The 26798-nt window shown below is 70.8% G+C and carries 21 protein-coding genes and 2 tRNA genes; 9 read left to right on the forward strand and 14 right to left on the reverse strand.

The window, feature by feature from the left end; all coding sequences use genetic code 11:
* Positions 1-5 precede the first annotated feature (5 nt).
* Both OHA99_RS18620 and OHA99_RS18625 read right to left on the reverse strand, forming a co-directional pair.
* Complete coding sequence (locus OHA99_RS18620; RefSeq protein ID WP_405696815.1) at positions 6-1388, reverse strand: hypothetical protein; 1383 nt, start codon at positions 1386-1388, stop codon at positions 6-8.
* Between the two features lie 136 nt (positions 1389-1524).
* Positions 1525-1653, reverse strand: coding sequence for a DLW-39 family protein (locus OHA99_RS18625; protein ID WP_003999697.1), 129 nt, complete (start codon positions 1651-1653; stop codon positions 1525-1527).
* Between the two features lie 339 nt (positions 1654-1992).
* Here OHA99_RS18625 and OHA99_RS18630 point away from each other — a divergent pair, with 339 nt between their 5' ends.
* Both OHA99_RS18630 and OHA99_RS18635 read left to right on the forward strand, forming a co-directional pair.
* Positions 1993-2376: a DUF6344 domain-containing protein gene (locus OHA99_RS18630; RefSeq protein WP_381499001.1), complete on the forward strand. Its 384-nt coding sequence runs from the start codon at positions 1993-1995 to the stop codon at positions 2374-2376.
* A 229-nt stretch (positions 2377-2605) separates the two neighbouring features.
* Positions 2606-3379 (forward strand): glycosyltransferase family 2 protein, encoded by a 774-nt coding sequence (locus tag OHA99_RS18635; protein ID WP_381499004.1) that lies wholly within the window; start codon positions 2606-2608, stop codon positions 3377-3379.
* An 85-nt stretch (positions 3380-3464) separates the two neighbouring features.
* Here the strand turns inward: OHA99_RS18635 and OHA99_RS18640 are convergent, their stop codons facing one another.
* Together OHA99_RS18640 and OHA99_RS18645 are read right to left on the reverse strand one after the other, a co-directional pair.
* On the reverse strand, positions 3465-4382 hold the full coding sequence (locus OHA99_RS18640; RefSeq protein WP_405696817.1) for an FkbM family methyltransferase: 918 nt from the start codon (positions 4380-4382) through the stop codon (positions 3465-3467).
* A gap of 41 nt (positions 4383-4423) precedes the next feature.
* Positions 4424-4636: a ferredoxin gene (locus tag OHA99_RS18645; protein WP_153178904.1), complete on the reverse strand. Its 213-nt coding sequence runs from the start codon at positions 4634-4636 to the stop codon at positions 4424-4426.
* A 413-nt stretch (positions 4637-5049) separates the two neighbouring features.
* On the opposite strand from OHA99_RS18645, the gene OHA99_RS18650 reads away from it, so the two are divergent.
* Complete coding sequence (locus OHA99_RS18650) at positions 5050-9411, forward strand: hypothetical protein (protein WP_405696820.1); 4362 nt, start codon at positions 5050-5052, stop codon at positions 9409-9411.
* Positions 9412-9617: 206 nt separating this feature from the next.
* On the opposite strand, the gene OHA99_RS18655 is transcribed toward OHA99_RS18650, so the two are convergent.
* From OHA99_RS18655 to dnaA, 10 genes are all read right to left on the reverse strand, one after another.
* Positions 9618-9692 (reverse strand) — tRNA-Trp (locus tag OHA99_RS18655).
* Positions 9693-9781: 89 nt separating this feature from the next.
* Positions 9782-9858, reverse strand: a tRNA-Ile gene (locus tag OHA99_RS18660).
* 111 nt (positions 9859-9969) lie between these two features.
* Positions 9970-10695 carry a DUF3566 domain-containing protein gene (locus OHA99_RS18665; protein WP_007453395.1) on the reverse strand — a complete coding sequence of 242 codons (726 nt, stop codon included), beginning with the start codon at positions 10693-10695 and terminating at the stop codon, positions 9970-9972.
* Positions 10696-10713: 18 nt separating this feature from the next.
* Positions 10714-13308: a DNA gyrase subunit A gene (gene gyrA, locus OHA99_RS18670; protein WP_007453397.1), complete on the reverse strand. Its 2595-nt coding sequence runs from the start codon at positions 13306-13308 to the stop codon at positions 10714-10716.
* Between the two features lie 42 nt (positions 13309-13350).
* The gene (gene gyrB, locus OHA99_RS18675) at positions 13351-15411 is read right to left on the reverse strand and encodes a DNA topoisomerase (ATP-hydrolyzing) subunit B (RefSeq protein ID WP_205616697.1); all 2061 of its coding nucleotides are present in this window, start codon (positions 15409-15411) and stop codon (positions 13351-13353) included.
* A gap of 434 nt (positions 15412-15845) precedes the next feature.
* Complete coding sequence (locus OHA99_RS18680; protein WP_405696823.1) at positions 15846-16418, reverse strand: DUF721 domain-containing protein; 573 nt, start codon at positions 16416-16418, stop codon at positions 15846-15848.
* The gene (gene recF, locus OHA99_RS18685; RefSeq protein ID WP_405696825.1) at positions 16415-17536 is read right to left on the reverse strand and encodes a DNA replication/repair protein RecF; all 1122 of its coding nucleotides are present in this window, start codon (positions 17534-17536) and stop codon (positions 16415-16417) included. The genes OHA99_RS18680 and recF overlap by 4 nt, the downstream gene beginning before the upstream one ends.
* Positions 17537-17566: 30 nt before the next feature.
* Complete coding sequence (gnd, locus tag OHA99_RS18690) at positions 17567-18442, reverse strand: phosphogluconate dehydrogenase (NAD(+)-dependent, decarboxylating) (RefSeq protein ID WP_153178910.1); 876 nt, start codon at positions 18440-18442, stop codon at positions 17567-17569.
* A gap of 209 nt (positions 18443-18651) precedes the next feature.
* Positions 18652-19782 carry a DNA polymerase III subunit beta gene (gene dnaN / locus OHA99_RS18695; RefSeq protein WP_007388949.1) on the reverse strand — a complete coding sequence of 377 codons (1131 nt, stop codon included), beginning with the start codon at positions 19780-19782 and terminating at the stop codon, positions 18652-18654.
* 901 nt (positions 19783-20683) lie between these two features.
* Positions 20684-22696, reverse strand: coding sequence for a chromosomal replication initiator protein DnaA (dnaA, locus tag OHA99_RS18700; protein ID WP_153178911.1), 2013 nt, complete (start codon positions 22694-22696; stop codon positions 20684-20686).
* A gap of 377 nt (positions 22697-23073) precedes the next feature.
* Between dnaA and rpmH the strand changes: the two genes are divergently transcribed.
* The 6 genes from rpmH (at position 23074) to rsmG (ending at position 26649) form a co-directional block, all read left to right on the forward strand.
* A complete protein-coding gene (gene rpmH / locus OHA99_RS18705) occupies positions 23074-23211 on the forward strand; it encodes a 50S ribosomal protein L34 (protein WP_003975051.1) in 138 nt (45 codons plus the stop codon).
* Positions 23212-23232: 21 nt separating this feature from the next.
* Positions 23233-23604, forward strand: a complete 372-nt coding sequence (gene rnpA / locus OHA99_RS18710) for a ribonuclease P protein component (RefSeq protein WP_042822545.1) — start codon at positions 23233-23235, stop codon at positions 23602-23604.
* The gene (gene yidD / locus OHA99_RS18715) at positions 23601-23975 is read left to right on the forward strand and encodes a membrane protein insertion efficiency factor YidD (RefSeq protein WP_153178912.1); all 375 of its coding nucleotides are present in this window, start codon (positions 23601-23603) and stop codon (positions 23973-23975) included. Before rnpA ends, yidD begins: the two co-directional genes overlap by 4 nt.
* Positions 23976-23978: 3 nt before the next feature.
* Complete coding sequence (gene yidC / locus OHA99_RS18720) at positions 23979-25274, forward strand: membrane protein insertase YidC (protein ID WP_153178913.1); 1296 nt, start codon at positions 23979-23981, stop codon at positions 25272-25274.
* Between the two features lie 15 nt (positions 25275-25289).
* Positions 25290-25802, forward strand: a complete 513-nt coding sequence (locus tag OHA99_RS18725; RefSeq protein ID WP_153178914.1) for a R3H domain-containing nucleic acid-binding protein — start codon at positions 25290-25292, stop codon at positions 25800-25802.
* 127 nt (positions 25803-25929) lie between these two features.
* Positions 25930-26649 carry a 16S rRNA (guanine(527)-N(7))-methyltransferase RsmG gene (gene rsmG / locus OHA99_RS18730; RefSeq protein WP_153178915.1) on the forward strand — a complete coding sequence of 240 codons (720 nt, stop codon included), beginning with the start codon at positions 25930-25932 and terminating at the stop codon, positions 26647-26649.
* Positions 26650-26798: the final 149 nt, after the last annotated feature.

Below are 26798 nucleotides of genomic sequence, written 5' to 3' on the forward strand. Positions count from 1 at the left end.
CGGGGTCAGGTCCTGCGCCGGGCGGCCGCGGTCCACACGGCCAGGCCGAGGAGCAGCAGGCTGCCGGTCCCGATCCCGCCGACGGCGACCGCTTTCATGGCCGCGTCGTCGCCCGCGGCGGCGCCGCCGCTCCCGCCGGGTGCGGCGAGCCGGTCCCGTGCGGAAACCTCGAAGAGGCCCTTCGGCCGGGACTCTCCCGCGTAGTCGGGGCCGCTCTGTGCCGCTCCGCCGAGTCGCAGGCGCAGCGTCAGCCCGAACGGGCCCTCGCCGAAGGCGTCGGCCACCTGGTCCGCGAGGTGGACGACGACGTAGTAGTCGCCTGCGAACCGCAGCGCGCCGACCTGTCCGGCGGTCGCGTACCGGTTGGGGTACGCCACCGGCGGCAGCGGGGCGAGCGCGACGCTGGTCCGGCGGCCGGTGTAGCCCTTGGCGGCGTCGTCGACCTCGCCGCGCACGGGGTTGTGCAGGGCCAGGCGCAGGGCGCCGGTGGCGTAGCCGGAGGCGTCCGCGGAGCCGGCCAGTTCGGCGGTGGCGTACACCTGGCGTCCCCAGTCGACGGGCACCCTGTAGTAGAGGGTCTCGCCGGGTCGGATGTCGTCGCGCCAGACGCCCTGCCCGACGAGGGTGGCGTGGGCGAACCCGCTGCCGCCCGGCCGGCGTTCCGGCTCGCCGGCGAGGGGTTCGGGCGAGGCGGAGTCCCAGGTCTCGGGCGCCTTCGTGGGACCGGTCTGGCGCGGGAGGGGTTCGGTGGCGGCGGTGAGTTCCAGGTCCCAGTCGTCCGGCGGGGAGTCCTGGGGCCTGGTCCGCTGGACGCTGACGTAGTAGGTGCCGGCGTCCTGGCACCGCCGGCCGGTGCCGGCGTCGATCTCGCGCGTGCCCCAGGCGGTGACCGGGCGGGGGCTGTGGGCGGCGCCGAAGGTCGCGCTGTGCACGGAGCAGGAGCCGCCGTCGGCGTCCCGCACGGAGACCCGGATGCCGTCGACGGCGGTGACCTCTCCGTCGGTGCCGGGTACGGCGGTCACGGAGACGTAGGCGTCGGAGGCGGCGTCGAGTTCGAGGCGGTAGTAGAGGGTGCCGTTCCTCGGCAGTGAGCTGCGGTAGGTGGAGCCGGCCGCCAGCTCCTCCGCGCCCGCGGTGGCACTCGCGCCCGTGATCCGTACGGCGCCGTCGGCGAAGTCGTACCCGGTGCGCGGTCCGGCCGGTCCGGCCGCGAGGGCCGTGGCACCGGGCAGGGCGGCGGTCGTGGCCACGACGGTGACCAGTACGGCGGTCACCGCGGCCGTCCGCGCGAACACCGTCGGCAGCGCGGATCGCGTCGGCAGCGCGGGGCCCGTCGGCCGTGCCCGCCCCGTTCCGGCCCGCCCCCGAGCCGTACACCACCGTCCCATGACCCGCCACCCCTCGCGTCCACCGGCTCAGTCGCCCTGTCGGCGCCCACCCGAGCGGACCGTGCCCCTTCAGGGCAACACAAAACCCCGACCGTTCGACGGCCGGGGTCTGCTCAGGACCGGATGTCGGTCGTACTCACGAACCCGTGGGCACGGAGTCAGTCGCCTCCGTCCACAGATCCTGCTCGGCGCGATCCGCCTGGATCTGGCGGTACACGAGGAGCCCGCCGATGGCGGCCAGTGCGACCAGGAGAAGCTTCTTCACCGCGCGACCTCGTCTTTCCTTGACGTAGGGGACCTCTGGCGCCCGACTATACACACCGGCCGATACCGATCGGTGACCTGCGTCGGTGGTCAACTGCCCGTCGCCGGAACCCTTTAGAAGCGGACGAAGCCGTTCTGATCGGAGGGTGATCACACCCTCACACGCGGTGACCTTTTGTCCGCCTCCCTCCCGTCTGAGCACCTTTTCCGCCCCCTTGCGGCTATTCGGGTGGTGTTCATCTGAACATCGACGCGCCACGGTCGCGGGTCCACCACTTCGCGGTCCACATACACATCATGAGGAAAGTACGCAAATCGCCCAACCCGAAAGTGAGGGGCCATGGCCCGGAACAAGGTCCTGACGCTGTGGACCAGCATCGTCACCGCCTTCCTCGCGCTGTGCACGGCGCTCGGACTCGTCACGACGACGGCCGCCGCGGCCGTACCGCAGACCGGAACGCACAGCAAAACCGAGAGCGCCTCTCCCGAGGCGGCACCCGAGGCCGCGGCCCCCCAGCCCCGGTCCCGAACCGGGTCCCTGCCCCCCACGATGAAGCAGCGCATCCGCGCCGAGGCACACGGCGCGGCGCCCAGTTGCCGCAACCACCCGCTCGCCGGCGCTTCCGCGGCAGCCACCACCGCCGCCGCCACGGCCCTCGGCGTTCCGTGCGACGACACCGCCGGCGGGATCCTGACCCAGCACTCCATCCCGCTCCAGCGCTGAGCGGACCGCGCCACCCCCGACCATGACGTAACGGCGATCTGCGTACCGCACCACACGCGAGAAACGGCCCGGCCGCTCGACAGAGCAGCCGGGCCGCCGCCGTGTGTGCGCGAGTTGTAGCCTGCGACCGTGCCCGAGGCGTACGAAGCGCCCGCCGGCCGCTCGCGCCACACGGGCCTTCGCACCGACCGCTCTTCACGACCCGTCCGGAAAGGTGGTGGATGCCGCCGTGAACCGGCGCGTCATCATCGTCACGGCCGTCCACGGCCCCTCCGCCCCCTTCCTCCCCGAGGCCTACGCCTCGCTGCGCACCCAGGAACTGCCCGACGGCTGGGAGTGGCGCTGGGTGATCCAGGAGGACGGCCGTACGCAGGACGTCCGCCCGTACGTGCCCGACGATCCACGGGTCCTTTTCCACCAGGGGCGCCCCGGCCGGCAGGGCGGGCCCGGGGTGACCCGCACCATGGCCCTGGCCCACGCGGACGGCGCGTACGTGAAGATCCTGGACGCCGACGACCGGCTGACCCCGGGCGTCCTGGCGCGTGACCTGGCCGTCCTGGAGGCCGACCCGTCGATCGGGTGGGCGACCTCGCGGGCCCTGGACCTCCTGCCGGACGGTTCGACGGCCGGTTTCCCCGGCGACCCGGCGCACGGGCCGGTCGAGCGCGGGGAGGTGCTGGGCTTCTGGAAGGCCAACGGCTTCCGCTCCCAGGTGCACCCGGCGACCCTGCTGGTCCGGCGCGACCTGCTGCTCGCCCTCGGTGGCTGGATGGCCCTGCCCGCGTCCGAGGACACCGGCCTGCTGCTGGCGCTCAACGCCGTGAGCCGGGGGTGGTTCTCGGCGGAGGTGGGCCTTCTGTACCGCAAGTGGGAGGGCCAGGAGACGGGCCGGGCGGCCCACATGGAACCCGCCGAACGCGATGTCCGGATGGCGGTGGTGGAAGCCAGGGCACGGGCTCTGGCGTCCTTCGGCTGGCAACCGCCCGAGGGCGGCGGACAGTAGGCGGGACAAGGACCGGGGGCGGCCGGCAGACGGGCAGCCAGGAGGAGCGGGCAGGCGAGGGAGCGGGGGGCCGGGCCGGGGCCCTTCAGGGCAGCCGTTCCGCGTCGACCCGCGAGAAGATCAGGTCGCACTCCCCGGTCACCGGTCCGCGCCGGCGGACCGGCGCCCGGGGCGCACCGCGCAAGGCCGGGGGATAGCTTCCGGGCGCGTAGTCGTTGGCGAGCCGGTAGGTGTGGAACCCGGCGTCGCGCATGACGCCCAGCAGCTCGTCGACACGGTCCCCGAGGCGGGCCATGCGCTCGGGTGCGACCTCGACGGTGAATTCCGCGTCGGGCCGCAGCGCGCCCAGCATCGGTGCGAGACCGCGCACGACGCTGCCCTCGGCGCCCTCGACATCGATCTTGATGACGCGGGCGGTCGCGATCTCCGCCGGATCGAGGAGTTCGGGCAGCGTCCTGGCCTCCGTCTCGAAGCTGGACTCCACCGGACCGTCGTAGGGGACGATGCTGTTCGCGCCCGTGTTCCGTGAGCTGGCGAGCGTGAAGGTCAGCGTCCTGGTGCGGTCCGAGACGGCGGCGTTGAGTGCGCGGATGTTGCCGAGGCCGTTGAGCCGGGCGTTGTGCTCCAGGCGTCGGTGGAGGTCGGGGGACGCCTCGACCGCGACGACCCGGCCGCGCTCCCCGACGAGCCGGGCCGCCAGGACGCTGAAGACGCCGATGTTGGCCCCGACGTCGACGAAGCAGTCCCCGGGCCGCAGCCTGCGCCGCAGCCATCCCGTCAGGTGCGGTTCCCAGGCGCCGAACAGGTACAGGTACCGCTGGATGAGGTCCTGCGTGTCCACGGCGAACCGGTCACCGGAACGCACTTCCACTACGGCCCGGCGGGGATGGTCGCGCAGGTGCGCGTTCAGCCGGCGCTCGACGAGGGCCGCCTTCCCCACGGTGCCGGGGGCGTGCCGCACGTACCGGGCGGCGAGGCCGGCCAGGGCCTCCGTGACGGCCACGCCCGGTCCGCTCCGGCGGCTCGGTCCCGGACCACTTCCGTTCAGCCCCGGGCCTCTTCCGTGTCCGCGCGGGTGATGGTGATCGCGGCGGACGGGCAGCCCTCGGCGGCCTCCCGCACCCTCGGGGCGTCGACGTCGTACTCCCGGCCGGGTATGACGGCACCGAGGCCGTCCACCTTGGTGAACACGGACGGGGCCCGGTGGACGCAGTCGCCGGAGCCGTAACACTGCTCGGGGTCGAGGGAGATCCTCATGCACACTCCAGCGGCGGTCGGTGTCGGGGCCTTCACGACGTGCCTTCCCACGGATCGGCGCGCTGAATCCGCCCTGCGCGTCGGCATGGTTTGGCTCCGGTCCCTCCCCTCGTGGGGACCGGTGCCAAACCATGCCGGCGCCGTTTCGCGTGCCGTGGCGGAACCGGAACGGGCCGGGAAGGGACGAGCCACCGAAAGCTGACCGAGAACATGCGGCCCCATGGGGTGGCTCTCCGAGCGCTGAGCCGCTGACCTGTCCGGGTGCCGCGGAGCCGCCTCGCCACTGCGACGCGATCCTGCCATCCGGGTTCCCCGCCGGGCAGGTTCCGGAGTCGCGGGGCCCCTGTAGCCGCAGGTCAGCCGTATAGAGTGAGTTTTCCGGTCCGGACGTCCAGGTGCGGGGGAAGTAAGGAGTGGAGACCTTGAGTTTCGACTCAGGGGCACGCACGGCCTTCGCAGAACGCCTCGCACTGCTGTACAGGGAGGCCGGCAACCCTCCCCTCAAACGTGTGTCCGAGGCCGTCGTCCGGCTCCAGCGGGTCGACGAACGAGGACGGCCCGTACGGGTCTCCGCCCAGCGGATCAGCGACTGGCGGCGGGCCAAGAACGTGCCCGCCCAGTTCCCCGCCCTCGCGGCCGTCCTGCACGTCCTCATACCCCAGGCCCGCCGCGCACGGCCGGTACCGGTCTCCGCCGGTCTGTACGACCTGGTCCAGTGGCAGCGCCTGTGGGAGCGGGCGCTGGCCGACCCGACCGGGGAACGCCCCGCGCCGCCCGCGGCGGAGGAGCAGCCCGCGGCGGAGGCTCCGGGTGCTCCCGGCGGGGTCTGCCCCTACCGGGGGCTGGCCGCCTACCGCAGGCAGGACGCCGGCTGGTTCTTCGGGCGGGACCGGAGCACGCGGGCCCTGGTGGCCCAGCTGGACGCCACGGGGGACACGGGCGGCCTGGTCATGCTCGTGGGCGCCTCGGGGGCGGGGAAGTCCTCGCTGCTGAACGCCGGCCTGGTGCCCGCCCTGCGGTCCGGCGCGCCGGGCTCCGGGAGCGACCCGCCCCGGCGGGTGCTCCAGCTCGTACCGGGGGCCGACCCGCTCAAGGAACTGACCCGGCGGGTACCGCAGCTCGCCCCCGTCGTCGGCGCCGTGCGGGAGGCGGCGTCATCCGGGCCGGCGGCCGTGGAGCCGGGCACCTCCGAGGCCGGGGTCACGGCGGCCCCGCAGGCCGACGACGCCGCCCGGGCGGCCTTCGCGGCGTGGGCGGCGTCGGCCGACGACCGGGAGGGACCGGACGGCTCGAAGGGTCCGGACAGGTCGGACGGCCCCGATGGATCGAACGGACCCGATGGGTCGAACGGACCGGACAGGTCGCACGGTCCGGACCGGCTGGACCACCCGGACGGGTTGAACGGGTCGGACGGCCCAGACACGCACCGGGACCGCCGGGACGGCCAAGACCGTCAAGACCACCAAGACCACCAAGACGACCGACGCAGCCAGGACCGCCGGGAGGACGGCCGGAACGGCCAGACAGCCCCCGCCCCCCGGCCCACCGCCGCCGCCCCGCGCACCACCACGGCCCCACCCTCCACCGCCCGCCCGGTCGTCATCGTGGACCAGTTCGAGGAACTCTTCACGCTCTGCGCCGACGAGGCGGACCGGCGGGTCTTCATCCGCCTGCTCCAGGCGGCCTGCGTGCCCGGCGCCGACGGGGACCCGCCGCCGGTGCTGGTGACCCTCGGCGTACGGGCCGACTTCTACGACCGGTGCCTGCGCTACCCGGAACTGGCCGACGCCTTGCAGCACCGCCACATGGTGCTCGGCCCGCTGACCACCGCGGAACTGCGCGAGGCGGTGACCGCCCCCGCCCGGGCCGTCGGGATGGAACTCGAACCGGGACTCGCCGAGCTGATCGTCCGCGAGGTGAGCACCGACGGCCCGCAGGGCGCACACGACGCGGGCGTCCTGCCGCTCCTCTCCCACGCCCTGCTCGCCACCTGGCAGCGGCGCAAGGCGGGCCGGCTGACCCTGGCCGGTTACCGCGCGGCCGGCGGCATCCAGGGCGCGGTGGCCGCGACCGCGGAGCGGGCCTGGTCCGGTCTGGACCCGGCGGCGCGTGCGGCCGCGCGGCTGCTGCTGCTGCGGCTGGTCCGGCTGAGCGAGGACACCCAGGCCACCCGCAGGCGCAGTACCCGCCGCCGGCTGGCCGAGGAGTCGGGGGACCCCGGCAAGACCGAGGAGTCCCTCGAGGCGCTGGTGCGGGCCCGGCTGGTGACGCTCGACGCGGACACCGTGGAGATCACCCACGAGGCGCTGCTGCACGCCTGGCCCCGGCTGCGTGACTGGATCGACGAGGACCGCGCCGGGAACCTGCTGCGCCAGCGGCTGGAGGAGGACGGCCTGGCCTGGGAGGAGTCGGGCCGCGACTCCGCGCTGCTCTACCGGGGTTCCCGGCTGGCGCAGGCCGGCGGCTGGGCGAAGTCGGCCGGCGACACCCTGCTGACCCGCAGCGCGGTGGAGTTCCTGGCCGCCGCGGTCAGGCTGCGCAGGCGCACCGTCATGATCAGCCGGGCCGCGGTGTCGGTGGTGGTCGTCCTGGCCCTGGTGGCCGCCGGCTCGGCGGTGCTCGCCTGGCAGCAGCGCAACGACGCCGTGTTCGAGCAGGTGGTCGCCGAGGCGGACCGGGTCCAGGACACCGATCCGTCGCTGTCGGCCCAGCTGGACCTGGCGGCGCACCGTCTGCGGCCGGACGACGAGGACGTCAGGAACCGGCTGATCTCGATCGTGAACGCGCCTCTGGCCACCCCGCTCCTCGGGCACACGGGCGCCGTCTACCTCACCTCCTTCAGCCCCGACGGGCGGATCCTGGCGACGGCCAGCTACGACCGCACCGTCCGGCTCTGGGACGTCTCGGACCCCGCCCGCCCCGAGCAGCTCGGCAAGCCCCTCACCGGGCACACCAGTTGGGTGAGCACCGCGGTCTTCAGCCCCGACGGCCGTACCCTCGCCAGCGCCTCCGACGACGGCACGATCCGGCTGTGGGACGTCACCGACCCCAGCCGTCCGCGCCCGCTGGGCGCCCCGCTGGCCGGCCACGGCGGCACCGTCTACCTGCTCGCCTTCAGCCCGGACGGCCGCACCCTGGCCTCCGCCCACGACGACCACGCCGTACGCCTGTGGGACGTGGCCGACCCGCGCGCCCCCGAGGCGCTCGGCAAGCTGACCGGCCCCGCCGCGGCGGTGCGTTCGGTGGCCTTCAGCCCCGACGGACACACCCTCGCGGCCGGCGGCGACGACGACGAGGTACGGCTCTGGGACGTCACCGATCCCGCCCGCGCCGAACCCGTCGGGGAACCGCTCGCCGGCCACAGCGGCCTGGTGCACTCCGTGGCCTTCAGCCCCGACGGACACACCCTCGCCAGCGGCAGCGCCGACGACACCGTCCGGCTCTGGGACGTCACCGACCCCGCCGCCGCCAAGCCCTCCGGCGCACCGCTCACCGGCCACAGCGGCCCCATCTGGGCGGTGGCCTTCAGTCCCGACGGCGCCATGCTCGCCGCGAGCAGCGCGGACAGTACGGCGAGCCTGTGGAACGTCAGCGATCCGTCCTACCCCTCACAGGTCGGTGTGCCCCTCGCCGGGGGCAGCGGTGAGATGTACGCCCTCGGCTTCAGCCCCGACGGCCGCACCCTCGCCACCGGCAGCGGCGACAGCAAGGTCCGCCTGTGGTCGCTGCCCACGTCGGACATGATCGGCCGGATCGGAGCCTTCCGCCCGGACGGGCACGTCCTGGCCACGGCGGCCCGCGACGGCAGGGTCCGGCTGTGGAACGTCACGGACCCCGCCCGGCCCGTGTCGCTGAGCGCCCCCTTCCGGCCGGGAGAGGGCGACATCCGGTCGCTGGTGTTCTCCCCGGACGGCGACACGCTCGCGGTGCTCGCCGGAGGCCGCGCGCTGCAACTCTGGAACGTCGAGGACCCGGCCCGGCCCAGGGCCCACGGTCCGCCCGTGGCGCTGCGCACCCGCTACGCGGGCCCCGACACCCTCGCCTTCAGCCCCGACGGCCACACCCTCGCCACGGCCCACGACGACCGCACCATCCAGGTGTGGGACACCGAGGACCCCGCCCGCCCCCGCCGGCTGGGCAAGCCGCTCGCCGGTCACTCGGGGTACGTCAACACCCTGGCGTTCAGCCCGGACGGCCGCACGCTCGCCAGCGGCGGCGCGGACGACGCCGTACGCCTGTGGGACGTCACCGACCCCGCGCACGTCACCCGTGCCGGCGCGCCCCTCACCGGGCACCTCGGGCCCGTCAACGTCCTCACCTACAGTCCCGACGGCCACACCCTCGCCAGCGGCAGCGACGACGGTACGGTCCGGCTGTGGGACGTCACCGACCCGGGCGGGGCGTCCCGGGCCGAGGCCACGCTCGCCGGACACACCGACTCGGTGGTGTCGCTGACGTTCAGCCAGGACGGCGCCACCCTGGCCAGCGGCGCCAACGACAACACGGTCCGGCTCTGGAACGTCGCCGACCCCGCCGGGGCCACCCCGATCGGCCAGGCGATGAGCCCCAACGCCAAGAGCGGCAGCTTCCTGTCCTTCAGCCCCGTACGCCACATGCTCGGCGTCTCCAGCGGCACGGACACCGTCCGGCTGTGGAGCCTGGGGGTGGACGACGCCATCGACCGCATCTGCTCCGCCACGCGGGGTGTGATGACCGAGGAGAAGTGGCACGAGTACCTGCCGCGCCTGGACTACGAGCCGCCGTGCGACCACTGACCGCCCCCTGACCAACCTCGACGGCCGAGTGATCTCCGTCACAAGAGCGTCACCCGACCGACCAGTCGGCACCCACCGGCCGTCCCGCCTTGTTAGCCTTGGCCACAGCCCGGCCGCTGGCGCATCCCCCGTCGCCAGCGGTCGGGTTTTTCGCTGCCCGTCGCAGCCGCCCGGACCGGGCTCCACGGGATGGGCGCGCAAGGGGGGCGGGACGACCGGATTCGAACCGGCGTCCTCGCGGTTCTGGAGACCGCTCGCGTCGACCACTGCGCTACGTCCCGCCCGTGGCCGCGATCGTAGCCGCAGACCGCCCCCCGGGAACAGCTCATGCCGAAGGCCCCCAGTCGGTACCGACTGGGGGCCTTCGTGCTGGTGGGGCTAACAGGATTTGAACCTGTGGCCTCATCCTTATCAGGGATGCGCTCTAACCAACTGAGCTATAGCCCCGCCGCGCTCTGCGGTGTATGTCCCGCGCGCTGACTCCTGAAGATTAGCGCACGAGGCGGGCAGTCCCAAAATCGGTTGTCGCGCGGCCGGAGGCCGGGGACGGCTCGCGGATCACTCGTCCTCGGCGAGCGTCAGCTCCACCCCGCCGACGAAGCCGGCGGACAGGTTGTAGATGAACGCGCCGAGGGTGGCCAGGGCCGTCGCGAGGACGACGTCGATGACCGCGATGATCGTCGTGAACATCAGCACGTTGGGCAGCGACAGGAAGGACTGCAGGTCGAAGCCGTTGGACTCGTTGGAGCCGGTGGCCTCGGCGATCGTGCCGCCGACCGTGGAGAAGACACCCATGGCGTCCATGACCATCCACAGCACGGCCGACGCGACGATGGTGCAGATGCCGAGCGCGATGGAGAGCAGGAAGCTGACCTTCATCACCGACCACGGGTCGGCCTTCGACACGCGCAGGCGCGCCTTGCGGACGCGGGGCGTGGTGCGTGCGCCGGTGCGCGGGCGGCGTACGGCGGACGCGTTGCCGCCCTGGGTCTGGTAGGCCTGCGGCGGGTGGTAGGGCCCGCCGGGCTGCTGTGGCTGCCGTTCCCCCGGCAGCGGCGAGGCCGCCTGCTGAGTCCGCTGGCCTCGGGTGTCCGTCACAGTTCCCCCCTGGGATCCATGCGTTGAGGACGAGCTCCCCGAGTGCGAGTCGGTCGCTCCGTCGTCGATCTTGCGCAGTTGAGTCGTGTGCGAATCCGTCGCACGCGCGGCGGAGCCACGGCCGCCGCCGCCCGTTTCCGTACCCGTGGGGGTACCGGCCGATCCGGCGCCCGTGGCTCCGCTCACGATGACTCTCTCCTCGTGCTACTCGGCCGAGGGCGCCTCACCCTCGTCCGTGCCGGTGGTCGCGGCACCCTCGGCGGTCTCGTCGACGGCCACATCGCCGTCGACCTCCTCCGCCTCGCGTCCCGCCTCGGCGTTGCGTGCGATGCCGACGACGGCATCGCGCTTGCCCAGATTGATCAGTTGAACGCCCATGGTGTCACGGCCGGTCTCCCTGACCCCGCTGACTCGCGTACGAATCACACCGCCAGAGAGCGTGATGGCGAGGATCTCGTCATTCTCCTCGACCACCAGCGCGCCCACGAGCTCCCCGCGGTCCTCGACGATCTTGGCGGCCTTGATGCCGAGGCCACCGCGACCCTGGACGCGGTACTCGTCGACGGAAGTGCGCTTCGCGTAACCGCCGTCGGTGGCAGTGAACACGAACGTACCGGCTCGAACAACATTCATCGAGAGCAGCTCGTCCCCTTCGCGGAAACTCATGCCCTTGACGCCCGAGGTGGCACGCCCCATCGGACGCAGCGTGTCGTCCGACGCGGTGAACCTGATCGACTGCGCCTTCTTACTGATCAGCAGCAGATCGTCCTCGGCCGAGACGAGTTCGGCTCCGATCAGTTCGTCGTCGCTGCCGTCCGCCTGCTCCCGCAGGTTGATCGCGATGACACCGCCGGAGCGCGGCGAGTCGTAGTCCTTCAGCGGCGTCTTCTTCACCAGGCCGGCCTTGGTGGCCAGGACCAGGTACGGCACCGCCTCGTAGTCGCGGATCGCGCGGATCTGGGCGATCGTCTCGTCCGGCTGGAAGGCCAGCAGGTTCGCCACGTGCTGACCGCGCGCGTCCCGGCCGGCGTCCGGCAGCTCGTACGCCTTGGCGCGGTAGACCCGGCCTTTGTTCGTGAAGAACAGCAGCCAGTGGTGCGTGGTCGACACGAAGAAGTGGTTGACGATGTCGTCTTCCTTGAGCTTCGTGCCGCGCACCCCCTTGCCGCCGCGCTTCTGCGCCCGGTAGTCGTCGGTCTTGGTGCGCTTGATGTAGCCGCCACGGGTGACCGTGACGACGATGTCCTCCTCGGCGATCAGGTCCTCGATGGACATGTCGCCCTCGTACGGGATCAGCTTGGTCTTGCGGTCGTCGCCGTACTTCTCGACGATCGCGGCCAGCTCCCCGCTGACGATCTCGCGCTGGCGGACCGGCGAGGCGAGGATCTCGTTGTACTCGGTGATCTTCGCCTGGAGCTCGTCGTGCTCCCGGACGATCTTCTGCCGCTCCAGGGCCGCCAGGCGGCGCAGCTGCATCTCCAGGATCGCGTTGGCCTGGATCTCGTCGATCTCCAGGAGGTCCATCAGGCCCCCGCGCGCGATCTCGACGGTCTCACTGCGCCGGATCAGCGCGATGACCTCGTCGATGGCGTCCAGGGCCTTGAGCAGACCGCGCAGGATGTGCGCCCGCTCCTCCGCCTTGCGCAGCCGGAAGCGCGTACGGCGGACGATGACCTCGATCTGGTGGTTCACCCAGTGGCGGATGAACGCGTCCAGGGACAGGGTGCGCGGCACGCCGTCGACCAGGGCCAGCATGTTGGCGCCGAAGTTGGTCTGGAGGTCGGTGTGCTTGTACAGGTTGTTCAGGACGACCTTGGCGACTGCGTCCCGCTTCAGCACGATGACCAGGCGCTGGCCGGTGCGGGAGGACGTCTCGTCGCGGACGTCGGCGATGCCGCCGATCTTGCCGTCCTTCACCAGGTCGGCGATCTTCTGCGCGAGGTTGTCCGGGTTGACCTGGTAGGGCAGCTCGGTGACCACCAGGCACTGGCGGTTCTGGATCTCCTCGACCTCGACGACCGCGCGCATGGTGATCGAGCCGCGGCCGGTGCGGTAGGCCTCCTCGATGCCCTTGCGGCCCACCACCAGGGCGCCGGTCGGGAAGTCGGGGCCCTTGATGCGCTCGATGAGCGCGTCGAGCAGCTCCTCGTGCGAGGCCTCGTAGTTCTCCAGGTACCACTGGGCGCCGGCCGCGACCTCGCGCAGGTTGTGCGGCGGGATGTTGGTCGCCATGCCGACCGCGATGCCCGCCGAGCCGTTGATCAGCAGGTTCGGGAAGCGGGCCGGCAGGACCGTCGGCTCCTGGGAGCGGCCGTCGTAGTTGTCCGTGAAGTCGACGGTCTCCTCGTCGATGTCGCGGACCATCTCCATCGACAGCGGCGCCATCTTGCACTCGGTATACCGCATGGCCGCGGCCGGGTCGTTGCCCGGGGAGCCGAAGTTGCCGTTGGAGTCGACGAGCGGCATCCGCATCGACCAGGGCTGCGCGAGGCGGACCAGGGCGTCGTAGATGGAGGAGTCGCCGTGGGGGTGGTAGTTGCCCATGACGTCGCCGACGACGCGGGCGCACTTGTAGAAGCCGCGCTCGGGGCGGTAGCCGCCGTCGTACATGGCGTACAGCACGCGCCGGTGCACCGGCTTGAGGCCGTCGCGGACGTCGGGCAGCGCACGCGAGACGATGACGGACATCGCGTAGTCGAGGTACGAGCGCTGCATCTCCGTCTCGAGCCCGACGGGCTCGACACGCATCGCCAGGGCGTCACCCTCGGGCGTCGTCACAGGAGTGTTCTCGTCGGTCATTGCTGGTGAAGGTCCTTCCTGGTGCGGTCAGCTGAGACCGACTCAGATGTCGAGGAAGCGGACGTCCTTGGCGTTGCGCTGGATGAACGCGCGCCGGGCCTCGACGTCCTCGCCCATCAGCACCGAGAACAGGTCGTCGGCCTGTGCGGCGTCGTCGAGCGTGACCTGGCCGAGCACACGGTGCTCCTGGTCCATGGTCGTGATGCGCAGCTCCTCGGCGTTCATCTCGCCGAGACCCTTGAAGCGCTGGACCGAGTCCTCACGGATGCGCTTGCCGGCCTGGCGGCCCATCTCGATCAGCGCGTCGCGCTCACGGTCGGAGTACGCGTACTCGAAGTCGTCCCGGCCCCACTTGATCTTGTACAGCGGCGGGCGGGACAGGTACACGTGCCCGGACTCGACCAGCGGCCGCATGAAGCGGAACAGGAAGGTCAGCAGCAGGGTGTTGATGTGCTGGCCGTCGACGTCGGCGTCCGCCATCAGGATGATCTTGTGATAGCGGAGCTTCTCGATGTCGAAGTCCTCGTGCACACCGGTGCCGAACGCGGAGATCATCGCCTGGATCTCCTGGTTCTGCAGGATCCGGTCGATGCGCGCCTTCTCCACGTTCAGGATCTTGCCGCGGATCGGGAGGATCGCCTGGTACTGCGGGTTCCGGCCGGACTTGGCGGAGCCGCCGGCCGAGTCGCCCTCGACGATGAAGATCTCGCACTTGGTCGGGTCGTTCGACTGGCAGTCGGACAGCTTGCCCGGCAGCGAGGCCGACTCCAGCAGACCCTTGCGGCGCGTCAGGTCACGCGCCTTGCGGGCCGCCACGCGCGCGTGGGCCGCCTGGATGCCCTTGCGGATGATGTCCGCGGCCTCGTTGGGATTGCGGTCGAGCCAGTCCGTCAGGTGCTCGTAGACGACCTTCTGCACGAAGGTCTTCACCTCGGTGTTGCCCAGCTTCGTCTTGGTCTGGCCCTCGAACTGCGGCTCCGCCAGCTTGACCGAGATGATCGCCGTCAGACCCTCGCGGATGTCGTCACCCGTGAGGTTGTCGTCCTTCTCGCGCAGCAGCTTCTTGTCGCGCGCGTACTTGTTGATCAGCGAGGTGAGCGCCGCGCGGAAGCCCTCCTCGTGCGTGCCGCCCTCGTGCGTGTGGATGATGTTGGCGAACGAGTACACGCCCTCGGTGTAGCCGCCGTTCCACTGCATGGCGACCTCGAGGGACAGGCTCTTGTCCTTGTCCTCGGCCTCGAGATCGATCACGGTCGGGTGCACCAGCTCTCCCTTGCGGGAGTTGAGGTACGTCACGAAGTCGACGATGCCGCCCTCGTAGTGGTACGAGACGCTCTTGTCCTCGTGCTTCTCGTCCTCGCCCGCCTCGTCCGCGCCGGCGGTGGCCTTCGCCGACTCGCGCTCGTCGGTGAGGTTGATCTTCAGGCCCTTGTTGAGGAAGGCCATCTCCTGGAAGCGCCGGGAGAGCGTCTCGAAGGAGTAGTCCGTGGACTCGAAGATGTCGCCGTCGGCCCAGAAGGTGACGGACGTGCCGGTCTCCTCGGTGGCCTCGTGCCGGGCGAGCGACGCCGTGGGGACGCCCAGCTTGTACTCCTGCGTCCAGCGGTGGCCGTCGGTCTTGACCTCCACCGCGACCCGCGTCGAAAGGGCGTTGACGACGGAGACACCCACGCCGTGCAGACCGCCGGAGACCGCGTAGCCGCCGCCGCCGAACTTGCCGCCCGCGTGCAGCACGGTCAGCACGACCTCTACGGCGGGCTTCCCCTCGGACGGGACGATGCCCACCGGGATGCCACGGCCGTTGTCCACGACCCGGACACCGCCGTCGGCGAGGATCGTGACGTCGATCGTGTCCGCGTGACCGGCCAGCGCCTCGTCGACGGAGTTGTCCACGACCTCCTGCACCAGGTGGTGCAGACCTCGTTCACCGGTTGAACCGATGTACATACCGGGTCGCTTGCGGACCGCGTCCAGACCCTCGAGGACGGTGATGGCACTGGCGTCGTACGAGTCGTGAGCCTCGGCGGGCGAGGTGCTCACCGCGTCGTTCACGCCGGTGTCGGTGGACGGGTTGTTCTCGTTGGGGTTGCCGGAATCGGCCACGAAGCGCCCTTTCTGGCACAGCACGAGCCGGGCTCGTCGGCAGGTTGCCGGAGCGGCTGCGGCATGTCGCGTTGGTAAGCCTTGATCAGCGTTGCTCAGCTAGTCCCGGACGGTCCCCACGTTCGGGGCGGGATTCTCTCCCATTCTACCGGTACCACTGACACTGATGGGGGTTTGCCGGTGCCTGAGTCCGCATGTGCCGCCCTGAACGAGCCTTGTCCGACTCCCGATATGCGGATGGGGGCTTCAAGAGGCTCACAACGGCACTCAGCGCTTCGAGGCGTCAACCCTTTGCTACTTGGGAGTCAGATCCCGATCCGGCGCCACGAACAGTGGTACGACTCAGCGCGCGCCGACGGTTCACACGGGCCGCCGACGACCAATTTTGTGAGGTACATCACGCGCCCCTGACGGGGTGCCAGACCGCCCCGACGTCACCCGTAGGTGTCCCCCGGACCCTGGCTGCCGGGCGCCCGCAACGGCCCGTACCGGCGCCCCGGACCACCCGCGCCACCGGGCCCCAGCACCTTGATCATCCGTACCGACCCGTGCCCCAGGTCCTCGTTGAGACGGGCCACCAGCGTCGGCGCGAGCAGCCGCAGGTTCGTCGCCCAGGCCGTCGAGTCGCAGCGCACCACCAGCACCCGCTCGTCCTCGTCGTACCGCTCCGGGACGCAGTGCTTCGCCACGTCGTCACCGACGATCTGCGGCCAGCGGCCCATCACCCCGCCCACCGCGGCCGGCGTCTCCCAGCCGCGTTCGGTGATCAGCCGGTTGATCGCCGACCCCAGCGCCATGGGGTCACGGCCGTCGGCCCGCGCCCCGGAACGCAGTCCGCCACGACGCGCCTGCTTCTTCTGCTGAGCCGCGTCCCCACGCGCGCGTGCCGCCTCCCGCGCCGCCCTGAGCGCCACGCGCGCGAGGTCGACGCCGGACGGCTCCGGGCCGCCGCTCCCACGCGCGCCGGGGGACTGTCCGGGGCCCGGCTCCGGTGCGTCCGCGCTCATACCCGCTCCACCGTGCCCTGCGCCACCATGCACCGCGCCCCCGCCAGCACGTCCGGTACGTCGTCGTCGACCGCGGCCGTCACCAGCACCTGCTCCCCGGGCGCCACCAGCTCCGCCAGCCGCTCCCGGCGCCGCGCGTCCAGCTCGGCGAAGACGTCGTCCAGCACCAGCACCGGCTCGTTGCCCTCGGCCCGCAGCAGGTCGAAGGAGGCCAGCCGCAGCGCCAGCGCGTACGACCACGACTCTCCGTGGGAGGCGTACCCCTTGGCGGGCAGCGAACCGAGCTTGAGCAGCAGGTCGTCCCGGTGCGGACCGACCAGCGTGACGCCCCGCTCGATCTCCTGCTTGCGCGCCTCGGCGAGCGCCGCCATCAGCTGCTCGTACAGGTCCTCACGCGTGTGCGCCTCGCCGGGCGCCGACGGCTTGTACTCCAGGGCGAGGGGGCCGCCGCCCGGGGCCAGCTGCTCGTACGCCTTGTCGGCCAGCGGCTGCACGGCCGCGATCAGGTCCAGGCGCTGGGCGAGCAGCTCGGCGCCCGCGCGCGCGAGGTGCTGGTCCCAGACGTCGAGCGTGGACAGGTCCATCGTGCGGCCGCCGTGCCGGCGGGCCAGCGCGGCCGACTTCAGCAGGGTGTTGCGCTGCTTGAGGACCCGGTCGTAGTCCGAGCGCACGCCCGCCATCCGCGGGGAGCGGGCGGTGATCAGCTCGTCCAGGAACCGGCGCCGCTCGCCGGGATCGCCCTTCACCAGCGCCAGGTCCTCGGGCGCGAACAGCACGGTCCGTACGATGCCGAGCACGTCACGCGGTCTGACCTGCGAGGACCTGTTGATCCGGGCCCGATTGGCCTTGCCCGGGTTCAGCTCCAGCTCGATCAGCTGCCGGCGCTCGCCCTGCCGGACCTGAGCACGGATCACGGCCCGCTCGGCGCCCATCCGCACCAGGGGGGCGTCGGAGGAGACCCGGTGGCTGCCGAGGGTGGCGAGGTAGCCGACCGCCTCGACGAGATTCGTCTTGCCCTGCCCGTTGGGCCCCACGAAGGCGGTGACGCCCGGGTCCAGGGGCACCTCGACCCGGGCGTACGAACGGAAGTCGGCCAGCGACAGATGCGTGACGTGCATGGTCGTGCGCCGACCTCCCCAGCCTTCCGGTTACTTCTTCTCGACCGCGTGGCCGCCGAACTGATTGCGCAGCGCCGCGATCATCTTCATCTGCGGCGAGTCGTCCTGCCGGGACGCGAACCGCGCGAAGAGGGAGGCCGTGATCGCGGGCAGCGGCACCGCGTTGTCGATCGCCGCCTCCACGGTCCAGCGTCCCTCACCGGAGTCCTGTGCATAACCCCGGAGCCCGTTCAGGTGCTCATCGTCGTCGAGCGCGTTGACGGCCAGGTCGAGCAGCCAGGAGCGGATCACCGTACCCTCCTGCCAGGAGCGGAAGACCTCGCGGACGTTCTCCACGGAGTCGACCTTCTCCAGCAGCTCCCAGCCCTCGGCGTAGGCCTGCATCATGGCGTACTCGATGCCGTTGTGAACCATCTTCGCGAAGTGGCCCGCGCCGACCTTGCCGGCGTGCACGGCGCCGAAGTCGCCCTCCGGCTTGAGCGCGTCGAAGACCGGCTGCACCCTGGCGACGTTCTCGGCGTCGCCGCCGTACATCAGCGCGTAGCCGTTCTCCAGGCCCCACACACCGCCGGAGACGCCGCAGTCGACGAAGCCTATGCCCTTGGCCGCCAGCTCCTCGGCGTGCTTCTCGTCGTCCGTCCAGCGGGAGTTGCCGCCGTCCACGACGACGTCGCCGGGCTCCAGCAGCTCGCCGAGCCGGTCGACGGTGGCCTGGGTGGCCTCGCCGGCCGGGACCATCACCCAGACCACGCGCGGTGCGCTGAGCTTGCCCACAAGCTCTTCCAGGCTGTGGACGTCGGCGAGGTCCGGATTGCGGTCGTATCCGACGACGGTGTGGCCCGCGCGGCGGATCCGCTCGCGCATGTTGCCGCCCATCTTGCCGAGGCCGACGAGACCGAGCTCCATCAGTTGCGTTCCTTAGGTGTGCGAGGTGGCAAGGCGGCACCTCCGTACCCGCCGGATGCGTGCCGCGGCACTTTCGTACCCGCGTCGAGCCTAAACCCGGACGCCCGTGCACAGCTGTGGGCATACGCGCTCAGACGTATGCCCTCACCTGCGGGTTCGTCCCCACCCTGTGGACAGCCGCCGACGGTGCCGCCGGCCGGATGCGCGGCTCAGCCGCTCAGCCGCACCGGCATGATCAGGTACTTGTAGGCCTCGTCCGCCTCCGCGTCCACCGCGGGCTTGCCGCTGAGCAGCGCCGGCTTCGTGGACGTCGTGAAGGAGAGCTGGGCGACCGGGGAGTCGATCGCGCTCAGGCCGTCCAGCAGGAAGGTCGGGTTGAAGGCGATCGAGATGTCGTCGCCCTCCAGCTGGGCGTCCACCCTTTCCACAGCCTGTGCGTCGTCGCTGGAGCCGGCCTCCAGGATGAGCACGCCCTGCTCGAAGCTGAGCCGCACCGGGGTGTTGCGCTCGGCGACCAGGGCCACGCGCTTGACGGCCTCCACGAAGGGGGCGGTCTCGATCACCGCGACACTGTTGAACTCGGTCGGGAACAGCGTCTTGTACTTCGGGAGGTCGCCCTCCAGCAGACGCGTGGTCGTCCGGCGTCCGGCACCCTCGAAACCGATCAGGCCCTCGCCCGCGCCCGAGCCGGACAGCGCCAGGATCACCTGGTCACCGCTGGTCAGCGCCTTGGCGGTGTCCTGGAGCGTCTTGGCGGGCACCAGGGCGACCGCGGAGATCTCCGGGTTCTCCGGCTTCCACAGGAACTCGCGGACCGCGAAGCGGTACCGGTCGGTGGAGGCCAGCGTCACCGAGTCGCCCTCGATCTCGATGCGCACACCGGTCAGGACGGGCAGCGTGTCGTCGCGGCCCGCGGCGATGGCCACCTGCTGCACGGCCGAGGCGAAGACCTCGCCGGGCACCGTGCCGGTCGCCTCCGGCATCTGCGGCAGCGCCGGGTACTCCTCCACCGGCAGGGTGTGGAGGGTGAACCGCGAGGAACCGCAGACCACCGTCGCCCGTACACCGTCTGTGGAAATCTCCACCGGCCGGTTGGGCAGGGCGCGGGAGATGTCCGCGAGCAGGCGGCCCGAGACGAGGACCGTGCCCTCCTCCTCGATCTCCGCCTCCACGGACACCCGCGCCGAGACCTCGTAGTCGAAGCCGGACAGGCTCAGCTGTCCCTCCTCGGCCTTCAGCAGCAGGCCCGCGAGGACCGGCGCCGGCGGACGGGCCGGGAGGCTGCGGGCCGCCCAGGCCACGGCCTCCGCGAGTACGTCGCGTTCCACCCGGATCTTCACTGTTGCCGCCTCCTGCTGTTGCCGGCGCTGTTCGCCCTGCTTCGCCTTCGTCGTCTGACCGGTGTCGTCCGCCGCTGTGAGGGGCAGAACACCGGGGACCAGTCTGACGCACCCCACTGACAGTAGGTGCCGTTCGGGGTCAAGTCGTGACGAGGGGCGGTCGGGCTCGAGGCGGCGAGTTGTGCACAGGACCCGCTTCGAAACGGATTCCGCACTCTCTCTAGTCGTCAGTAGTAGTAGGGCCTGTGGATACCGTGGATAACCTCGTTTGCCCAGGTCAGAGCACGAATTTTGTCCACGGGCCCTGTGGGCGGAGCCGGTGGACAACCGGGCCCGTCTGTGGAGAACAGAAAGTTCTGCACACACCGTGCACAGGGAGAGGCGACTTCTCCCCAACGCCGTCCCCAGCTTTACCCACGTTTCCCACAGCCCAACCAGGCAGCCTGGTGTGACGCCTTTCACTCGACGCGGTGACGGGGCGCGTCGCGTTGCCGAACAGTGGACAGGCGTGTGGAGAAGCTGGGGATCGCTGGGGACAACTGCCTCCAGCCTGTGGGTTGCCCGTGGACAACTGAATGCACAGCCTGTGGATCATTTCTTCGTCCACAGCCTGTGGAGATCGTTCGTCCACGAATCCACAGGGAGCTGACCTGCCCTGATGATCCCTCACCAGCCCGGCCTGTGGACAGGATCGGGACAACTTCCCAGTCCCCAAGGTGTGGACGGAAAAAACTGGCCGAATCTGTGGAGGACGGCCGTAACCCCGCAGGTATTCGAACAGCGGACAGGACAGCCGTACGAGCCGGTGCGGCGCCGGAGACGGGCTGGGGCCGGCAGGGGACACGCGAGAAGGCGCCCCCGGGGGTCCCGGGGGCGCCTTCATGGCCGGTGCCGGCGGTCGTCAGCCGTTCTTGATGCGGTTGGTCAGCTCGGTGACCTGGTTGTAGATCGAGCGCCGCTCGGCCATCAGATTGCGGATCTTGCGGTCGGCGTGCATCACCGTGGTGTGGTCCCGGCCGCCGAACAGCGCGCCGATCTTCGGCAGCGAGAGGTCCGTCAGCTCGCGGCACAGGTACATGGCGATCTGCCGGGCCGTCACCAGCGCGCGCCCGCGCGAGGTGCCGCACAGGTCCTCGACGGTGAGACCGAAGTAGTCGGCGGTCGCGCCCATGATGGCCGTCGAGGTGATCTCGGGGGCCGAGTCCTCGCCACCGGGGATCAGGTCCTTGAGGACGATCTCGGTGAGGCCCAGGTCCACCGGCTGGCGGTTGAGCGACGCGAAGGCCGTCACCCGGATCAGCGCGCCCTCCAGCTCGCGGATGTTGCGCGAGATCCGCGAGGCGATGAACTCCAGTACCTCGGGCGGGGCGTTGAGCTGCTCCTGCACCGCCTTCTTGCGCAGGATCGCGATGCGGGTCTCCAGCTCCGGCGGCTGGACGTCGGTGATCAGCCCCCACTCGAAGCGGTTGCGGAGCCGGTCCTCCAGCGTCACCAGCTGCTTGGGCGGCCGGTCGCTGGAGAGCACGATCTGCTTGTTGGCGTTGTGCAGGGTGTTGAAGGTGTGGAAGAACTCCTCCTGCGTCGACTCCTTGTCCGCGAGGAACTGGATGTCGTCGACGAGCAGGATGTCCATCTCGCGGTAGCGCTTGCGGAAACTGTCGCCCTTGCCGTCGCGGATGGAGTTGATGAACTCGTTGGTGAACTCCTCCGAGCTCACGTAGCGCACGCGCGTGCCGGGGTAGAGACTGCGCGCGTAGTGCCCGATGGCGTGCAGGAGGTGGGTCTTGCCGAGTCCCGACTCCCCGTAGATGAAGAGGGGGTTGTACGCCTTGGCGGGCGCTTCGGCGACGGCGACGGCCGCCGCGTGGGCGAAGCGGTTGGAGGCGCCGATGACGAAGGTGTCGAAGAGGTACTTCGGGTTCAGGCGCGCGGTCGGCTCGCCCGGACCGGTGGCCGGCGCGGGCTGTGCGGCCAGTGGTCCGGGCGCCCCGGTGGCGGGTCCCGGGCCGACGGGGCCGCCGCGGTGGACGTGTCCGGAGCCGGCCGGGGGCTCGGGCAGGTCCCGGCGGGGACCGCGCTGGTCGTAGTCGCCGCGCTGCTGCTCGTAGTCCCCCCGCTGCTGGTCGTAGTCGCCGCGCGGGCCGTCGTACTCGCCCCGGGACTTCTCGTAGTCGCCGCGGGGCTTGTCGTAGTCGCTCCGGGGCTGCTCGTACTCGCCGCGCGGGGAGTCGTACGACGGGCGCTCCGGGGGCTGCGGCCGGTAGTCCTGCTGGTACGGGGCGTGGGACTCGTGGGAGTAGGGCGGCGGCTCCTGGCCGTAGGGCTCCTGGGACGGGGACGCGTAGGGGTCCCGTTCGGGGAAGCCGAGGCGCTGCTGCTGCCAGCCGTACTCGTCCTGCTGCGGGGGGCGGGGCCACGAGCCGGGCTCGGGGCGCTGGTACTCCTGCGGGTAGGCGGGCCGGGCGGTGGGGAGCTGGTCGGCGCGGTTGCCGGGCCCGCGGCCGTAGCCCTCGTACTCGTCGCGGTAGTCCTCGCGGCCGCCGCCCTGGCCGGCGGGGCGCTCGGGCTCCTCGTAGCGGGGCTGGGGCCGGGAGGGCGGTGCCTGGGGCGCCTGCGGAGCCGGACCGGCGGGTTCGCCCGCCGTCTCGTCGACGGTGATCGCGATGCGGATCGGGCGGCCGCATTCGCGGCTCAGGGTCTCGCTGACGATCGGGGCGAGGCGGCCCTCCAGTACGCCCTTCGCAAATTCGTTCGGTACGGCGAGCAGGGCGGTGTCCGCGACCAGCGCGAGGGGCTGGCAGCGGCGGATCCAGTGCTCGTCCTTGGACTCGACTCCCTGCCCGCGGCCCTCTCCGAGGAGTTGCTCCAATACGCGTGGCCACACTGCGGCAAGATCGGCAGGTACGTCAGCCACAGGGCACGCTCTCTCACGAGTCCCTCGAAGGTGTGATTCGGGGACGGGTCGGGATGAAACTCGGTTGGGGCAGGGATAAGGGAACGAATCGGAGTCCAGTCACGGTAGTCAGCGCGGCGGGTAGGGTTCAAGTTGTTGTCCCCAGCCTGTGGACAAGTGTCTCCCGGTCACCGCTGGTTTGACCGAATGGCGCAGTCGCACGTACCGTAACCAGGTCGAGTTGTCGATGGCTGCTGCCGCCTGCCTCCGATGGGCACAGGTCACGTCCAAGGTGATCGAAAAGCGGTGCACTCGGGCGTAACGCGAGCTACTCGTGGGCGCACGGTGACAGCCAGGACGGCACCCCGCCAACACACGATTCTTTCTGGAGCCCCCGAGTGAGCAAGCGCACCTTCCAGCCGAACAACCGTCGCCGCGCGAAGACGCACGGTTTCCGGCTGCGTATGCGTACCCGTGCCGGCCGCGCGATTCTCGCGACCCGCCGCAGCAAGGGTCGCGCCCGTCTGTCCGCCTGATCCCGGTCAGGTCATGACATCGTGCTGCCCACCGAGAACCGGCTGAGGCGGCGCGAGGACTTCGCGACCGCGGTACGACGGGGCCGCCGGGCCGGCCGCCCGGCTCTCGTCGTCCACCTTCGAAGCGGTGCCACGGACCCGCACGCGCCTGGGGAGAGCGCTCCCCGGACACGTGCGGGTTTCGTCGTGAGCAAAGCCGTGGGTGTCGCGGTCGTGCGCAACAAGGTGAAGCGCAGGCTTCGCCATCTGATGCGCGACCGGATCGACCTGTTGCCCCCCGGTAGCCTGGTAGTCGTACGAGCGCTGCCCGGTGCGGGTGACGCCGACCACGCACAGCTGGCCCGAGACCTGGACGCCGCCCTGGCGCGGCTACTGGGAGGGGGCGCGCGATGAAGTACCCGCTACTGGCTCTGATCAAGCTCTACCAGTGGACGATCAGTCCGCTGCTGGGGCCGGTGTGCAAGTACTACCCGTCGTGTTCCCACTACGGCTACACGGCCATCGACCGGCACGGAGCCGTCAAGGGCACGGCACTCACCGCCTGGCGCATCCTGCGGTGCAATCCGTGGTCGCTGGGCGGCGTGGACCATGTTCCGCCGCGCAAGCGTCCGCGGTGGCACGAAATGCTGCGTGCCGCCTGGCGGGCACGCAAGGGCGGGACCTCCGCCGCCGAACCGGCCACCGAAGGACGGCCCGCTCAGCCGAGCCCGTCCGATCCTTCGAGCCCGGCCGCAGAGACCTCGCCCCATGCCCAAGGAGCATGATTAGTGGACACGATTGCCAGCCTCTTCAGCTTTATCACCTGGCCCGTCTCCTGGGTCATCGTCCAGTTCCACACGGTGTACGGGGCGATCTTCGGACCTGACACCGGATGGGCCTGGGGCCTGTCCATCGTGTCCCTGGTGATCCTCATCCGTATCTGCCTGATCCCGCTCTTCGTGAAGCAGATCAAGGCGACGCGCGGGATGCAGACGCTCCAGCCGGAGATGAAGAAGATCCAGGAGCGCTACAAGAACGACAAGCAGCGTCAGTCCGAAGAGATGATGAAGCTGTACAAGGAGACGGGTACCAACCCGCTCTCCTCGTGCCTTCCCATCCTGGCGCAGTCCCCGTTCTTCTTCGCCCTGTACCACGTGCTCAACGGCATCGCCTCCGGCGACACCATCGGCGCGGTCAACCAGAGCCTGCTGGAGAGCGCGCAGAAGGCGCACATCTTCGGGGCCCCGCTGGCCTCCAAGTTCTTCAGCAGCGAGAGCGACGTCTCCGCGCTCGACGCCTCGCTGACCAACGTCCGGATCGTCACCGCGATCATGATCGTGATGATGTCGGCCTCGCAGTTCTTCACGCAGCGCCAGCTGATGACGAAGAACGTCGACACCACGGTGAAGACGCCGTTCATGCAGCAGCAGAAGATGCTGATGTACGTCTTCCCCGTCATGTTCGCCGTCTTCGGTGTCAACTTCCCCGTCGGTGTCCTCGTCTACTGGCTGACCACCAACGTGTGGACCATGGGCCAGCAGATGTACGTCATCCGCAACAACCCGACGCCGGGTTCCAAGGCACAGGCCGCCTACCTGGAGCGGCTGCACAAGAGCGTCACCGAGCACGGCAAGACCCGCGGCCGGGGCGAGAAGGCCATCGTGAAGGCCATCGTCGCCAAGGGTCGGGACCGCAACGAGGCCGAGCGCAAGTTCATCAACGGCCTGAACAAGGCGGGCATGGCCGCTCAGACCGACGGCAACGTGGTGAAGAACGACGCCGCCGTGGCCGCTCAGAGCGCGGACGGCTCGACCGTGACGACCACGGGCCAGCCCAAGCGCCAGCAGCCCAAGCGCCAGAGCAAGTCCCAGCGCCAGACCAAGCCCGCCGGCGAGGCCGAGCCGAAGACGTCGCTGACCAAGTCGGACGAGCCGGAGGACGCCAAACCGGCCGGCAAGCAGGACGCCAAGCCCGCAGCCGGTGCCAAGAAGCCGGCCCAGAAGTCCGGCGGCGGTGGCCGCAGCAAGGCCCAGTCCGGACAGCGCAAGGGCCCGCAGCGGCCCAAGTCCCCGTCGAAGAAGTAAGAAGGAGTCCATCCCGTGACGGAAGGCACCACCTCCGCCGCTGCCGAGGGTGCAGACACCCTGTCCCGCCTCGAGCAGGAGGGCGAGATCGCCGCGGACTACCTGGAGGGTCTGCTCGACATCGCCGACCTCGACGGTGACATCGACATGGACGTCGAGGCCGACCGGGCCTCCGTCTCGATCATCAGCGACAGCAAGAGCGGAGACCTGCAGAAGCTGGTCGGCCGGGACGGCGAGGTGCTGGAGGCTCTGCAGGAGCTGACGCGCCTGGCCGTGCACCGGGAGACCGGTGACCGCAGCCGGCTGATGCTCGACATCGCGGGTTACCGGGCGGGCAAGCGCGCAGAGCTGTCCGAGCTGGGCGCCAAGGCCGCGGCCGAGGCAAGGAGCAGCGGCGAGTCCGTACGGCTCGAGCCGATGACGCCCTTCGAGCGCAAGGTCGTGCATGACGCGGTCAAGGCCGCTGGTCTGCGCAGTGAGTCCGAGGGCGAGGAGCCGGAGCGCTTCGTCGTCGTGCTCCCCGCCTGATCGGTTCCCTCTCGTTATCCGGCCCCGTCTGTTGCGCAGGCGGGGCCGAATTTTGTCAGCCTGATAGTTCTGGTGGTTCTGGCACCGGCGCCCTGTGCCCCGGTGCCGTACGGAAGGACGGTCCCCCGTGTCGGAGGCAGCGGAGCTCCCCCCTGTACCCGAGCAGGCACGTGACGTGTTCGGTGATCGCTACGCGGACGCGGTCCGCTACGCGGAACTGCTCGCCGAGGCGGGGGTGAAGCGCGGGCTGATCGGTCCGCGCGAAGTGCCCCGGCTCTGGGAGCGGCACCTGCTGAATTGCGCGGTGCTCTCGGAGGTCGTACCCGAGGGAGTCACGGTGTGCGACGTGGGCTCGGGTGCCGGCCTGCCCGGAATCCCCTTGGCGCTGGTCCGGGAAGACCTGAAGATCACCCTTCTGGAGCCGCTGCTGCGCCGCACCAACTTCCTCACCGAGGTCGTGGAGCTGCTGGGCCTGGACCACGTCACCGTGGTGCGGGGGCGGGCCGAGGAGGTCATGGGCAAGATGCCGCCGGTGCATGTGGTCACGGCCCGTGCTGTCGCTCCGCTGGATCGGCTCGCCACCTGGGGTGTCCCGCTGCTGCGCCCGTACGGCGAGATGCTCGCTCTCAAGGGAGACACGGCCGAGGAGGAGCTGAAGGCGGCGACCGCGGCACTGAGCAAACTCGGTGCGGAGGAGACGTCCATCCTGCATGTCGGTGAGGGCGTCGTGGACCCGATGTCCACCGTGGTGCGGGTCGAGGTCGGCGAGAGCCCCGGCGGGGTGCGTTTCGCGGCCAAGCGGGCCAAGGCCGCTCGGACCGGACGGACCCGTCGGCGTCGCGGATAGCCTCCCCGCGGGTAGCGAGTGGCGTACTCCACACAAGCTGCCCTGCCGATGTGTGCCGGAGTGTCGCGACAGTTCGGCATGGGCTGCGCTGCATCGTGTTTCACGTGAAACGTCGCTCACTGCTGCACGGCATCATCAGTCGCGGCCGC

Source organism: Streptomyces coelicoflavus (assembly GCF_045041415.1).
Lineage (GTDB): Bacteria > Actinomycetota > Actinomycetes > Streptomycetales > Streptomycetaceae > Streptomyces > Streptomyces coelicoflavus.